This is a genomic window from Nocardiopsis chromatogenes YIM 90109 (assembly GCF_000341185.1).
Taxonomy (GTDB): domain Bacteria; phylum Actinomycetota; class Actinomycetes; order Streptosporangiales; family Streptosporangiaceae; genus Nocardiopsis_A; species Nocardiopsis_A chromatogenes.
Window position 1 is genome coordinate 1 of record NZ_ANBH01000215.1, and the last position, 13,390, is coordinate 13,390.

A 13,390-nucleotide genomic window follows, 5' to 3' on the forward strand; every position below is an offset into this window, starting at 1 on the left:
CGATGACCTGCAGCGGGGTGAGCTCCTTGCCGTCGATGGCGGTGGGCACGCCGGCGGTGAAGGTGACGACCAGCTCGTCGGCCTCGCGCGGCTTGCCGGGGTCGTCGGTGTAGGCGTAGACGTCCTCGATGGGCCCGTTCCAGATGTCCTCGAGGAACCCGGTCTCCACGGCGCGGCCGAACAGGTTCTGGTCGATGGAGTAGGGCGACTTCTTGGAGACGTCGATGGGCAGGCCCTTCTCCTCGGCGAAGGCGATGGCCTTGTCCCGGGTCATGCCCGAGTCGCGCACCGGGGCGAGCACCTTGAGCTCGGGGAACAGGGCGGCCAGCCCGGCCTCGAAGCGGACCTGGTCGTTGCCCTTGCCGGTGCAGCCGTGGGCGACCATGGTGGCGCCGTGGTAGCGGGCGGCGTCGGCCAGGTGCTTGACGATCAGCGGCCGCGACAGCGCCGAGACCAGCGGGTACCGGTCCATGTACAGGGCGTTGGCCTGCAGCGCGGGGACGCAGTACTGCTCGGCGAACTCGTCCTTGGCGTCGGCGACGACGGCCTCGACGGCGCCGCAGTCGATGGCGCGCTGCCGGATCGTGTCCAGGTCCTCGCCGCCCTGGCCGCAGTCGATGGCCACGGCCACCACTTCGGCGCCGGTCTCCTCGGCGATCCAGCCGATGGCCACGGAGGTGTCCAGCCCCCCGGAATAGGCGAGTACGACCCGCTCGCTCATGTCGGTTCCTCCTCGTGTGGTGGTCGGGTCTTGCGGTCGGCCAGCCGGAGCAGCGCCGATGCGAGTTCTTCGCCGCCCTCGGGGTCCCGGGAGACGACGAGGATGGTGTCGTCCCCGGCGATGGTGCCGAGAATGGCCTGGAAGTCGGTGTGGTCGATCGCCGAGGCGAGGAACTGCGCCGCCCCGGGCGGTGTGCGGACCACGACCATGTTGGCCGACGCCTCGGCCGATACCAGCAGCTCTTCGGCGAGCCGGGTGACGCGCGAGCCCGCGGCGGCGGCCAGGTCCAGGCCCCCGCCGTGGGCGTCGGCCCCGGCGCGCTGCAGCCGCTCGCCGCCCTCGCCGGGCAGCCGGTAGATGAGGTCCCCTCCGGCGGTGCGCAGCTTCACCGCCCCGAGTTCGTCGAGGTCCCGGGAGAGGGTGGCCTGGGCGACCTGCACCCCCGCCTCGGCGAGCAGCCTGGCCAGTTCGGCCTGGGAGCGCACGTCGTTGCGGGTGAGCACGTCGGTGATGCGGGCGTGCCGGGCCGCCTTGGTCATCGGCGCGGCGGCGCCGTCGGCGGTCATCGTCGCCGCCCCGCGCCCTCCGGGGCCGGAGGGTCCAGCAGGAAGCACAGCAGGGCCTTCTGGGCGTGGCGGCGGTTCTCGGCCTCGTCCCACACGGCCGAGGCGGGGCCGTCCAGGACCGAGGCGGTGATCTCCTGGCCGCGGTAGGCGGGCAGGCAGTGCAGCACGACCGCCTCGGGGGCGGCGGCCGCCAGCAGGGCGTCGTCGACGGTGAAGGGCAGGAAGGGGGCGACGCGGTCGGCGGCCTCGTCCTCCTGGCCCATGGAGGTCCAGGCGTCGGTGGCCAGGACGTCGGCTCCGGCGGCGGCCTTGCGGGCGTCGGTGACGACCTCGGCCGACCCGCCGGTCCCGGCGGCGATGGCGCGGGCGCGCTCCAGGACGTCGGCGTCGGGCCGGTAGCCCTCGGGGGCGGCGATGCGCACGTGCATTCCGGCGGTGGCGCCGCCGAGCAGGTAGGAGTGGGCCATGTTGTTGGCGCCGTCGCCGAAGTAGGCCAGGGTGAGCCCGGCCAGGCGGCCCTTGCGCTCGCGCACCGTCTGCAGGTCGGCGAGGATCTGGCAGGGGTGGAAGCGGTCGGACAGGGCGTTGACGACCGGCACGGAGGCGGCCTCGGCCATGGCCTCCAGGCCCTCCTGGGCGAAGGTGCGCCAGACGACGGCGGCGACCTGGCGTTCCAGGACCCGGGCGGTGTCGGCGATGGGCTCGCCGCGGCCCATCTGGCTGCCCTGGGCGTCGATGACCAGCGGCGCGCCGCCGAGGTCGGCCACGCCCACGGCGAAGGAGACGCGGGTGCGGGTGGAGGGCTTGTCGAAGACCAGGGCGACGGTCTGTGGGCCCTCCAGGGGGCGGCGGGAGAACCGGTCGGCCTTCAGGGCGTCGGCCAGGTCGAGGACGGCCGTCTGCTCCTGCGGGGTGAGGTCGTCGTCGCGGAGGAAGTGGCGGGTCACGGGGTCACCTCGTCGAGGATGGCGGGCAGGGCGCCGGTGAAGGAGGCGGCCTGGTCGGCGGTGAGGGTCAGCGGCGGGGCGAGCCGCACGGCGTCCGGGGCCACGGCGTTGACCAGGAAGCCGTGCGCGGCGGCGCGGGCCTGCACGTCGGCGGCGCGGTCGGCGGTCAGGGCCAGGCCCAGCCACAGGCCGGTGCCGCGCACCCCGGCGAGCAGGGGGTGGCCGGTGGCGCGGATGCCGTCGGCGAGGGCGGCGCCGGTGCGGGCGGCGTTGCCGACCAGGTCGTCGGAGCCGACGGTGTCGAGGACGGCCAGCGCGGCGGCCGCGGCGACGGGGTTGCCGCCGAAGGTGGAGCCGTGGTCGCCCTTGGCGAAGGCGGTGGCGAAGCGGCCGAAGCCGACGCAGGCGCCGATGGGCAGGCCCCCGCCCAGGCCCTTGGCCAGGGTGAGGATGTCGGGGCGCACGCCCGCGGCCTGGTGGGCGAACCAGTGGCCGGTGCGGCCGATGCCGGACTGGATCTCGTCGAGGATGAACGCGGCCCCGGTCTCGTCGCAGACGGCGCGGACGTCGGCCAGGTAGCCGTCGGGGGCGGGGACGACCCCGGCCTCGCCCTGGACGGGCTCCACGATGACGGCGGCGGTGTCGCCGTCCACGGCGGCGCGCAGGGCCTCGGCGTCGCCGTGCGGGAAGAACCGCACCTCGGTGCCGTAGGGGCCGAAGGGGGCGCGGATGGCCTCCTTGCCGGTGACGGCCAGGGCACCGAGGGTGCGGCCGTGGAAGCCGTTCTCGGCGGCGACCAGGACGGTGCGGCCGGGTCCGGCGGCCTTGCGGGCGAGTTTGAGGGCGGCCTCGTTGGCCTCGGTGCCGGAGTTGGTGAGGAAGACGCGGGCGCCGGGGTCGCCGAGCAGGGCGATGAGGCGCTCGGCGAGTTCGACCTCGCGCTCGTGGAGGAAGAGGTTGGAGGTGTGGGCCAGGGTGGCGGCCTGGTCGGCGACGGCCTTGGTGAGGGCGGGGTGGCCGTGGCCCAGGGCGCTGACGGCGATGCCGCCGATGAGGTCGAGGTATTCGCGGCCGTCGGCGTCCCAGACGCGGGCGCCCTCGCCGCGGGCGATGGCCACGGGCGGCACGCCGTAGGTGGGCATGAGGGCGGCCTGGAACCGCTCCTGCAGGGCGCGGGTCGCCTCGCCCGGTCCGTCGGCGGATGCGGTGGGGGCGCTCATGCGGGGCCTCCGAACACGTCGTGGGGGGCGTCGTCGGGCACGACCATGGTGCCGATGCCGTCGTTGGTGAACACTTCGAGCAGCAGGGAGTTGGGGGTGCGGCCGTCGAGGACGTGCGCCTGGGGGACGCCGCCGCGCACCGCCCGCAGGCAGGCCTCCATCTTGGGGACCATGCCGCTGGACAGGTCGGGCAGCAGGTGCTCCAGCTCGGTGGCGGACAGGCGGCTGATCAGCTCCTCGCACGCCGGGTAGTCGGCGTACAGGCCCTCGATGTCGGTGAGCATGATGAGCTTGCTGGCGCCCAGCCCGGCGGCGAGGGCGGCGGCCGCGGTGTCGGCGTTGACGTTGTAGACGCCCTCGCCGGAGCGGGCGACGCTGGAGACGACGGGGATGCGGCCGTCGTCCAGCAGGGTGTCCACCACCGCGGCGTCGACCTCGGTGACCTCTCCGACCAGGCCGATGTCGACCGGTTCGCCGTCGACCATGGCGGGCTTGCGCTCGGCGGTCATCATCCGGGCGTCCTCGCCGGACAGGCCCACGGCGAAGGGGCCGTGCCGGTTGATGCGGCCGACGATGTCCCGGTTGACCTGGCCGACCAGCACCATGCGGACGATGTCCATGGTCTCGGGGGTGGTGACGCGCAGGCCCCCGGCGAAGGTGCTCTCCAGGCCGACCCGCTCCAGGTGCGCCTTGATCTGCGGGCCGCCGCCGTGCACCACCACGGGGCGCAGTCCGGCGTAGCGCAGGAAGACGATGTTCTCGGCGAACCGGTCCTGCAGTTCGGGGTCGGTCATGGCGTTGCCGCCGTACTTGACCACGACGGTGCGGCCGTGGAAGCGGCTCATCCAGGGCAGCGCCTCGATGAGGGTGGTGGCCTTGTCCAGGGCCTGTTTGCGGGAGTTCATGAGCTGTAGGCCGAGTTCTCGTGGACGTAGGCGGTGGTCAGGTCGGTGGTGCGGACGGTGGCGGCGGCGCCCCCGGCGGACAGGTCGACGGTGACGGCCACGTCGCGGCCGCTCAGGTCGACCTTGGAGCGGTCGTCGCCGACGGCGCCCTTGCGGCACACCCACACGCCGTTGATGGCGACGTTGAGCTGGTCGGGCTCGAAGGCGGCGGTGGTGGTGCCCACGGCGGCGAGCACCCGGCCCCAGTTGGGGTCCTCGCCGAACATGGCGCACTTGAAGAGGTTGTTCCCGGCCACGGCGCGGGCGGCCTGCAGGGCGTCGTCCTCGCTGGCGGCGCCGACGACCTCGATGGCGATCGACTTGGTGGCGCCCTCGGCGTCGGCGATGAGCTGGCCCGCCAGCTCGTCGCAGACCTCGGTGAGCAGGACGGCGAACTCCTCCTCGTCGGGGGCGGTGCCGGAGGCGCCGGAGGCCATGAGGACCACGGTGTCGTTGGTGGACATGCAGCCGTCGGCGTCGACGCGGTCGAAGGTGGCGGCGGTGGCGGCGCGCAGCAGCCGGTCGCACTGCTCGGGGGTGAGCTCGGCGTCGGTGGTGAGCACGCAGATCATGGTGGCCAGGGCGGGGGCGAGCATCCCGGCGCCCTTGGCCATGCCGCCGACGGTGTAGTCGGCGCCGCGGCGGAAGGCGATCTTGGCGACGGTGTCGGTGGTGCGGATGGCGTCGGCGGCGTCCAGGCCGCCGTCCCGGGCCGCGTCGGCGACGGCCAGGTCGACGCCGCTGAGCAGCTCGGGCATGGGCAGGCGCTCGCCGATCAGGCCGGTGGAGCAGACCAGGATCTCGGCGGCCGAGTCGCCCAGGGCGTGCGCGGCGCGTTCGGCGGTGGCGTGGGTGTCCTGGAAGCCGGGGGTGCCGGTGCAGGCGTTGGCGCCGCCGGAGTTGACGACCACGGCGCGGGCGCGGCCGCCCTTGGCGACCTGGCGGGACCACAGGACCGGGGCGGCCTGGACCCGGTTGGCGGTGAAGACGGCGGCGGCGGAGCGGGAGGGGCCGTCGTTGACGATGACGGCGACGTCCCGGGCGCCGTCGGGCTTGAGTCCGGCGGCGACGCCGGCGGCGCGGAAGCCGCGGGGTGCGGTGACGCTCACGGCGGGACCTTTCACGGTGGTGTGCGGGGCGGACGGCGTGCCAGGGCGGACGGCGTGCTAGGGCGCGACGCCCGCGGTGGGCAGGCCGGTGGTCTCGGGGATGCCCAGGGCGATGTTGGCGCTCTGCACGGCGCCGCCGGCGGTCCCCTTGGTGAGGTTGTCCAGGGCGGCGCAGGCGACGAGGCGCCCGGCCGCGGGGTCGGCGGCGACCTGCACGGCGGCGGTGTTGGCGCCGAGGGTCATGGCGGTGGCGGGCCACTGCCCTTCGGGGAGCAGGCTCACGAAGGGCTCGGCCCCGTATCGTCGCTCGTAGGCGGCGCGCAGGGCGGCGGTGTCGGCGCCAGGGGCCAGCCGGGCCGTGCAGGTGGCGAGGATGCCGCGCGGCATGGGGGCCAGCACGGGGGTGAAGGAGAGGGTGACGGGGCGCCCGGCGGCCGCGGTCAGGTTCTGCACGATCTCGGGGTTGTGCCGGTGGGCCCCGGCGGCGCCGTAGGGGGCGGCCGAGCCCATGGTCTCGCTGCCGATGAGGTGGGGCTTGGGGGCCTTGCCCGCGCCGGAGACCCCGGTGACCGAGACCGCGGTCAGGTCCTCGGCGCCGGCCAGGCCCTCGGCGAGGGCGGGCAGCAGGGCGAGGGTGACCGTGGTGACGTGGCAGCCGGGGACGGCGATGCGGCGGGCCCCGGCCAGGGCCTCCCGGCCGCCGGGCAGCTCGGGCAGGCCGTAGGGCCAGGTTCCGGCGTGGGGGGTGCCGTAGAAGCGCTCCCAGGCGGCGGGGTCGGTGAGCCGGAAGTCGGCGCCGCAGTCGACGATGAGGACGTCGTCGCCCAGGGCCCGGGCGATCTCGGCGGACTTGCCGTGCGGGAGGGCGAGGAAGACGACGTCGTGCCCGGCGAGAGCGGCGGTGTCGGTGTCCTGCAGGACCCGGTCGGCCAGCGGGGCGAGGTGCGGGTGGTGCTCCCCGAGCCGCGTGCCCGCGCTGCCCCCGGCGGTCAGCGCCCCGATCTCGATGCCGGGGTGCCCGAGCAGGAGCCGGAGGACCTCACCTCCGGCATAGCCGCTGGCCCCGGCGACCGCCGCCGTGTACCCCATGGCCGTTCCCCCGCTCCCGTGTGGTGCATGCATCCCTGCGGACGGGTTCCATCATGCCGGATGATTGAAATCTTATGCAACCGACTGAATAAGATCCCGACGTGACGCGCGTCTCACACGGTGGGGGCCGTGGTCCTACTCCGTCGTCCCCTTCGGGGACAGGCGTTCGGCGACCGCGGCCAGGCGGGAGGTGCCGGACCGGCGGCTCGTCTCCCGTTTGTCCGCGCCCCGGTACAGGCCCCGGGCCACCTGGCGGCCGATTCTCCGCAGGCGGGGTGTTCTCGCCCCCTCCAGGTCCGACCAGGGCAGGCGCACCAGCTCGGTGCGGCGCTCCAGGACCGTGTCGCGCAGGGTGCGTCCCACCACGTTCGCCAAGGCCATCCCGAAGCGGCCGTATCCCCCGGCCACCGCCACCCCGGTCTCCCTGTCCACGGCCAGCACCGGCGCACGGTCCGCCGGGGCGCCCACCGCCCCCGTCCAGGCGTGCGCGATGGGCACGTCGGCGGCCTCCGGGAACATCCCCGCCAACGCTCTCCACAGCTCGGCGATGGCCTGCGGCGGCGCGGTCCCCGCCTCGCCGTGGGCGCCGCCGCGCGGCAGTGCCCCCCGGCCGCCGACGGCGATGCGCCCGTCCGGGGTCCGGCGGGCGAACGCCGGGCGGTGGGCCGCGTCGGTCCTCACCTCCCGGCCGTCCCAACCGATCTCCTCCCAGAGCCGCTCCTCCAGCGGCTCGGTGGCGATCATCGCGCAGGACTCGGTCGGCCACCCCTCCGGCCCGGGACCGGAGAACCCCTCGGTGGCCAGGATCAGGGTCCGCGCGCGCACGGTGCCGAACGGGGTGACCGCCGCCGGGCCGTCGGTGCCGCCCGGCGCCACGGCGGTGACCGGCGTCCCCTCGAACACCTCGACGCCTCCGCGTTCGGCCGCCTCGGCGAGCCCCCGGACGAGCCGGGCCGGGTCCAGGTCGGCGGCGTGCGGGGTGTAGGCGCGGCCGTCGCCGTCGATGTACAGGTCCTCGGGCCAGTAGCCCCACTCCTGGAGCCAGGCCACCTCGGCGGTCAGGCGCTCCCTCTGCGCGGGGTTGGTCGCGGCGGTGCGCATTCCGCCCTTGACCGCGTCGGCGCCCAGGTCCTCCTTCTCGGCGACCGCGACGACCTCGTCGACGGCCGCCATCAGCGCGCGCTGGAGTGCGATGACCGCGCCCTTGCCCCGGCGGCGCGCCAGCTCCTCGCGCGGGCCGGGGAAGTGGGCGGTGACCAGCCCGGCGCCGCGCCCGGCGGCCCCGTGGCCGGCGAATTCACGCTCGACCACCGCCACGCGCAGCCCCGGGTCGGCCTCGGCCAGGTAGTAGGCGGCCCACAGGCCGGTGAACCCGGCCCCGACCACGCACACGTCGTATTCCGCGTCCCCCTGCAGCGACGCGCGCCGTTCCGGGGTCCCCTCCTCGCGATACCAGTACGAGACTCCCCCGTTGCGGAACCCCTCCGATCGGGGGACCGGGCGCATTTCAGCCGCGCTGGCGAACAGTTTCATCGGGCCGCCCCTCCGAGCCCTGGGTGGTGCCGTGCCGGGCCAGGGTATCGGGGCGCAGGCCGGCGGTCGGCCGTCTCCCCGGGCTTAGTAGGCACGACGGGGCCCCGGTCTCACTCCCCCGCGCGGGCCGCGTCTCTCAGGGACCGGGCCAGTCCGGCCAGCCGCTCCACGCCCCCGGCCCCGATGACGTCGAGGACGTGCTCCCTCAGCAGGGCCGCGTGGCGGGCCTTGGCCTCGTCGGCCAAGGCCCGGCCCGCGGGGGTGAGGACGGCGTAGACCACCCGCCGGTCCGTCGGGCAGGACTCGCGGGCCAGGTACCCCTTGTGGGCCAGCCGGTCGGCGAGCTTCGTGAAGCCCCCGCTGCTCAGGCTCACCTCGCGGGCGAGCCTGCTCATCGGCAGCCGCCGGNATGAGGACCTCGAACCAGGGCCCGGCCATGTCCCCGCCGCCCGGGTCGACCCCCTTGAGCAGAAGGGGGTCGATGTCCCGCAGCGCCTCATGGACCAGGCCCCAGGCCGTGATCAGCTCGTCGTCGGTCGGCCCACCGGTCCGCCCGTCGACCGGCCCGCCCGTCCCCCGCGTCTCATTTTCCACAGAAAACTTCTTCCTAAGAAACAATTCTGTGGAAAAGGATACCCGGTGGAGGCTAGCGCGCCGCCACCGCGTCCAGGGCGCCGCGCACCGTCGCCACCAGGTGCTCGATCTGCTCCCAGGTGATCACCAGCGGCGGGGAGATGAGCAGCGTCTCGGGGATCGCCCGCACCACGACCCCGCGCGAGCGGGCCTCGGCGAACACGTCCGGTGAGGTCACCCCGCGCTCGGCGGCCTCGGCGTTGAGCTTCACCGCCGCCATCACGCCCGTCCCCGCGCGCACCTGTTCGACCAGCGGGTGGTCCTCCAGGGTACGCACCGCCGACTCCAGCTGCACCTCGATCTCCCGGGCCACGGTGAACAGGTCCTCGCGCTCCAGGATGTCCATGTTGGCCTGGGCCGCGGCGCAGCAGGAGGGGTGGCCCGCGTACGTGGTGCCGTGGTGGAAGGGGTTGCCCGGCCGGTTCCAGAACGGCTCGGCGATGCGCCCGTCGACGATCACCCCGCCCAGCGGCAGGTACCCGCTGGTGACCCCCTTGGCGAAGACCACCATGTCCGGACGCACGCCGAAGCGCTCGATGCCGAACCAGTCCCCCAGCCGGGCGAAGCCGCAGATCACGCTGTCGGCGACGAACAGCACCCCGTACCGCCGGCAGATCCGGGAGACCTCCTCGAAGTAGCCCGGCTCCGGCGCGTACACCCCGCCCGCGCCGATCACCGGCTCGGCGAAGAACGCCGCCACCCGGTCGGGCCCGACCCGCAGGATCTCGGCCTCCAGCGCGGCGGCCGAGTCGTGCGGCACCACCGAGGCGTCCTCCACCGTCGGCCCGAAGCCCTCGCGGAACCGGTCCATGCCGATGATGCCGGTGCCGAAGCCGTGCAGGCCGTGGTACCCCCCGGTGCGGGAGATCAGGTGGGTGCGCTCGGGGGAGCCCACCGCCGCGAAGTAGCGCCGCGCCAGCTTGGCCGCGGTCTCGATGGACTCGCCGCCCCCGCAGGTGAGGATGACCCGGGGGTCGGCCACCGGCGCGTGCGCGGCGAGCCGCTCGCTCAGTTCGATCGCCGGGGCGTTGGCGAAGTCGCCGTAGACCGTGTAGGCCTCCAGCTCGGTCATCTGCCGGTGCACCGCGTCGGCGATCTCCTTGCGGCCGTGCCCGACATTGCAGTACCAGAGGCTCGCGGTCCCGTCGAGATAGCGGTCCCCGGACTCGTCCCAGAGCCACACGCCCTCGGCGCGCGCCACCGTGAACTTCGGGCCCTGGGTGACCCGGTGCATATCACTGAACGTATGCCAGAAGCGTCCGGGCTCCCGCAGCTTCTGCTGTTCGCGGGCATACGAAACCACTGTTTCGGTCATAAACCGACCTCCGAGCCACGTTGTGCGTGCGTCGAGCACGCGAGAACGCCGAGTGAAACAGCTGTTCCGCGAGAGTCCGGCGAGCCCGGGTCGCGGCAGGTGCCTGCAGGTTAAGGCCGCGCCCGCCGCGGGTTCAAGAGACGAAACAAGGAATACTCCCCCGATTTACAGGAGGCATTCACGCTACCCCGCGCCCTACCTCGTAAAACCCCGCCCGACCAGGGATTACGCGACGAAAAAAATCCCGCGCCGGACGGGTCGTCCGGCGCGGGACCAGGGTCGTTCGCGGGCGTGTCGCCCCCGGCCCGACGCGCTAGCCGCGCAGGGCCGCCCCGGTGCGCTCGGCCGCGGCCGCCACGGCCGCGTCACGCGCCTGCGCCGCCTCCTCCGCGGTCAGGGTCCGGTCGGAGGCGCGGAACCGCAGCGTGTAGGCGAGCGACTTGCGCCCCTCCCCCACCTGCTCGCCGGTGAAGACGTCGAACAGCCGCACGTCCTCCAGCAGCTCCCCGGCGCCGGACCGCAGCGCCGCCTCGACCTCGCCCGCGGGCACGTCCTGCCCCACCACCAGCGCCACGTCCTGGATGGCGACCGGGTAGGACGACACGTGCGGCGCCGTCGGCGCCCCGGCGGCCTCCAGCAGCGGGTCCAGGCCGATCTCCATGGCGACCGTGCGCGGCGGCAGCCCGTAGGCCTTGACCACCCGCGGGTGCAGCTCCCCGGCGTGTCCCACGAGTACCTCGCCGCCGCCGGTGACCGCGTACAGCGCGGCGCACCGCCCCGGGTGCCAGGGCGCGTACTGCGCCGCGCGCACCACCAGCTCCACACGGGCGGCGCGGGCGACCTCGCGGGCCGCCTCCACCGCGTCGGACCAGGACGCCTCCCGGCCCTCGCCCCACCACCCGGCGGGCTCGCGCCGGCCGGCCAGCACGGCCGCCGCGCGCANTCGGGCAGGGCCGCGTCCAGGGCCTCCCGCTCCTCGGCCGTGGGGGCGCGGTCCACCCCGGGCAGTGGCGCGCGCTCGGGCGCGCCCTCCCGGGGCAGGTACACCGTCCCGGTCTCGAAGAGGGCGACGTCGCCCATGCCCCGCCCCACGTTGCGCACCAGCGTGGTGAGCAGCCCCGGCAGCAGGGTGGTGCGCAGCAGCGGCGCGTCGTCGTTGAGCGGGTTGGCCAGCCGGACGCAGGTGCGGCGCGGGTCGTCGGCTTCGAGCTGCAGCCCGTCCAGGTCGCGCTCGCCGACGAACGGGTAGCACAGCACCTCGTTGTGCCCCGAGGCGGCCAGGGCGCGCCCCACGGCGCGGCGCGTGCGCTGGGACGGGGTGAGACCGCGGCCCGCGGGGGCGCGCGGCCGCACCGCCGGGATGTTCTCGTACCCCTCCAGGCGGATGACCTCTTCGGCGAGGTCGTTGGGGTCGGTCAGGTCGGGCCGCCAGGTGGGCGGGGTGACGGTGAGCGCGTCGCCGTCGGCCTCCACCGCGCAGCCCATCTGCTCCAGCCGGTGCACCACGGTCGCCCGCGGGTAGTCCACCCCGGCGACGCGCCCGGGGTGGGCGGCGTGCAGCGCGATCGGGCGCGGCGTCCGGCCGGTGCCGACCGCGGTGTAGCCGGGATCCACGTGCGCGCCGCCGAGCTCGGCCAGCAGGCCGGTGGCGCGGGTGGCGGCCCGCAGCTGCAGGTCGGAGTCGATGCCGCGCTCGAAGCGCCGGGAGGACTCCGAGGAGAGCTGGTGGCGGCGGGAGGCGCGGGCGATGCGGGCCTCGTCGAAGTGCCCGGCCTCGATGACGACGGTCCGGGTGTCCTCGCCGACCTCGGTCTCGGCGCCGCCCATCACGCCGCCGACGCCGACCGGTCCGCGGTCGTCGGCGATGACGATGTCGTCGGGGTCGAGGTTCCGCTTGACGTGGTCGATCGTCTCCAGGGACTCGCCCTTGCGGGCGGCACGCACCCGCAGGGGGCCCTGGAGGCGCTCGCCGTCCCAGGCGTGCAGGGGCTGGCCCAGCTCCATCATCACGTAGTTGGTGATGTCGACCGCCAGGGAGATGGAGCGCACCCCGCACAGGGCCAGGCGCCGCTTCATCCACACCGGGGTGGGCGCGGCCGGGTCGAACCCGCGGGCGGTGCGCAGGACGAACCTGTGGCACAGCTCGGGGTCGAGCTCGACGGGGTGGCCCCCGCCCGCGGCGGCGGAGACCTCGACCGCCGCGGCGGGGTCGCGGAAGGCGGTGCCGTACAGCGCGGCGGCGTCGCGGGCCACGCCGCGCACCGACAGCGCGTAGCCGCGGTCGGGGGTGACGGCGATGTCGAGCACGTCCTCGCGCAGCGGCAGGAAGCCGAAGGCGTCGTCGCCGGGCGCGGCGGTGCCGGGCTCCAGCACGATGATGCCCGCGTGGTCCTCCCACAGGTCCAGCTCGGTGGCCGAGCAGATCATGCCCTCGGACATGCGGCCGTAGGTCGTGCGGGCCCCGATGGCGAAGCCGCCGGGCAGCTCGGCCCCGGGCAGGGCGACCACGACCAGGTCGCCCTCGGCGAAGTTGCGGGCGCCGCAGACGATGCCCTGCGGCTCGCCGGTGCCGTTGGCCGCGCCCACGTCGACCCGGCAGAAGCGGATGGGCTTCTTGAAGCCGGTCAGCTCCTCGATCTCCAGGACCCGTCCGGCGACCAGGGGGCCGGTGATGTCGGCGCCGACGGCCTCGACCGTCTCCACCTCCAGCCCGGCCTCGATGAGGCGGGCGGCCAGGGAGCGGGCGGTGGTGCCCTCGGGCAGGTCGGTGTACTCGCGCAGCCAGGAAAGGGGGACGCGCATCAGATCTCCATCCCGAACGCCGAGGTGAACCGGACGTCGCCCTCGACCATGTCGTGCATGTCCTCCACGCCGTCGGCGAACATCAGCGTGCGCTCGATGCCCAGCCCGAAGGCCCAGCCGCTGTAGCGCCCGGTGTCCACCCCGGCGGCGGTGAGCACCCGCGGGTTGACCACGCCGCACCCGCCGATCTCGATCCACCCCTCCGAGGAGCAGGTGCGGCAGGGGCGGTCGGGGGCGCCCACCGAGGCGCCCCGGCACACGAAGCACTCCATGTCGACCTCGGCCGACGGCTCGGTGAAGGGGAAGTAGGAGGCCCGGAAGCGGGTCCTCAGGCCGCTGCCGAACATCCCCTCCACGAAGGCGTCGATCGCGCCGCGCAGATGGGCCATGGTGATGCCCTCGTCCACGACCAGGCCCTCGAGCTGGTGGAAGACGGGGGTGTGGGTGGCGTCGAGCTCGTCGGTGCGGAAGGTGGTGCCGGGGGCCACCACGTAGACCGGCGGGGGGCGCG

Annotated in this window: 9 protein-coding genes and 3 pseudogenes (1 of these 12 cut by a window edge); all 12 read right to left on the reverse strand. The window is 74.7% G+C overall.

Translation table 11 applies throughout. The annotated features are described in order from the left end of the window. A partial coding sequence (locus tag D476_RS0120180) for an argininosuccinate synthase (protein ID WP_017625735.1) occupies positions 1-721 on the reverse strand: 721 nt, incomplete at its 3' end. After that, entirely contained in the window at positions 718-1,287 is a 570-nt protein-coding gene (locus D476_RS0120185; RefSeq protein ID WP_017625736.1) for an arginine repressor, read from the reverse strand. The genes D476_RS0120180 and D476_RS0120185, both read right to left, overlap by 4 nt. Further along, positions 1,284-2,234 carry an ornithine carbamoyltransferase gene (argF, locus tag D476_RS0120190; RefSeq protein WP_017625737.1) on the reverse strand — a complete coding sequence of 317 codons (951 nt, stop codon included), beginning with the start codon at positions 2,232-2,234 and terminating at the stop codon, positions 1,284-1,286. The genes D476_RS0120185 and argF overlap by 4 nt, the downstream gene beginning before the upstream one ends. Beyond that, positions 2,231-3,454 carry an acetylornithine transaminase gene (locus D476_RS0120195; RefSeq protein WP_017625738.1) on the reverse strand — a complete coding sequence of 408 codons (1,224 nt, stop codon included), beginning with the start codon at positions 3,452-3,454 and terminating at the stop codon, positions 2,231-2,233. The genes argF and D476_RS0120195 overlap by 4 nt, the downstream gene beginning before the upstream one ends. Continuing rightward, on the reverse strand, positions 3,451-4,359 hold the full coding sequence (gene argB, locus D476_RS0120200; RefSeq protein ID WP_017625739.1) for an acetylglutamate kinase: 909 nt from the start codon (positions 4,357-4,359) through the stop codon (positions 3,451-3,453). The genes D476_RS0120195 and argB overlap by 4 nt, the downstream gene beginning before the upstream one ends. Continuing rightward, entirely contained in the window at positions 4,356-5,507 is a 1,152-nt protein-coding gene (gene argJ, locus D476_RS0120205; RefSeq protein ID WP_017625740.1) for a bifunctional glutamate N-acetyltransferase/amino-acid acetyltransferase ArgJ, read from the reverse strand. Before argJ ends, argB begins: the two co-directional genes overlap by 4 nt. A 57-nt stretch (positions 5,508-5,564) precedes the next feature. Further along, positions 5,565-6,596: an N-acetyl-gamma-glutamyl-phosphate reductase gene (gene argC, locus D476_RS0120210; RefSeq protein WP_017625741.1), complete on the reverse strand. Its 1,032-nt coding sequence runs from the start codon at positions 6,594-6,596 to the stop codon at positions 5,565-5,567. 135 nt (positions 6,597-6,731) lie between these two features. Next, positions 6,732-8,129, reverse strand: coding sequence for an NAD(P)/FAD-dependent oxidoreductase (locus tag D476_RS0120215; protein WP_026123688.1), 1,398 nt, complete (start codon positions 8,127-8,129; stop codon positions 6,732-6,734). A gap of 110 nt (positions 8,130-8,239) precedes the next feature. Continuing rightward, positions 8,240-8,723 (reverse strand): annotated as a pseudogene (locus tag D476_RS33965) (MarR family winged helix-turn-helix transcriptional regulator). Between the two features lie 52 nt (positions 8,724-8,775). Then, positions 8,776-9,996, reverse strand: coding sequence for an aminotransferase family protein (locus D476_RS0120225; protein ID WP_017625744.1), 1,221 nt, complete (start codon positions 9,994-9,996; stop codon positions 8,776-8,778). Between the two features lie 394 nt (positions 9,997-10,390). After that, positions 10,391-12,879 (reverse strand): annotated as a pseudogene (gene pheT, locus D476_RS33970) (phenylalanine--tRNA ligase subunit beta). Beyond that, a pseudogene (locus D476_RS33975) lies at positions 12,879-13,390 on the reverse strand (phenylalanine--tRNA ligase subunit alpha); it runs 569 nt beyond the window's last position. The pseudogenes pheT and D476_RS33975 overlap by 1 nt, the downstream one beginning before the upstream one ends.

Excerpts from the sequence above, each read along its gene's own strand:
- D476_RS0120185 (WP_017625736.1), bottom strand. The coding sequence starts at position 1,287 with ATGACCGCCGACGGCGCCGCCGCGCCGATGACCAAGGCGGCCCGGCAC.
- D476_RS0120195 (WP_017625738.1), bottom strand. The coding sequence starts at position 3,454 with ATGAGCGCCCCCACCGCATCCGCCGACGGACCGGGCGAGGCGACCCGC.
- argB (WP_017625739.1), bottom strand. The coding sequence starts at position 4,359 with ATGAACTCCCGCAAACAGGCCCTGGACAAGGCCACCACCCTCATCGAG.
- argC (WP_017625741.1), bottom strand. The coding sequence starts at position 6,596 with ATGGGGTACACGGCGGCGGTCGCCGGGGCCAGCGGCTATGCCGGAGGT.
- D476_RS0120215 (WP_026123688.1), bottom strand. The coding sequence starts at position 8,129 with ATGAAACTGTTCGCCAGCGCGGCTGAAATGCGCCCGGTCCCCCGATCG.
- D476_RS0120225 (WP_017625744.1), bottom strand. The coding sequence starts at position 9,996 with ATGCACCGGGTCACCCAGGGCCCGAAGTTCACGGTGGCGCGCGCCGAG.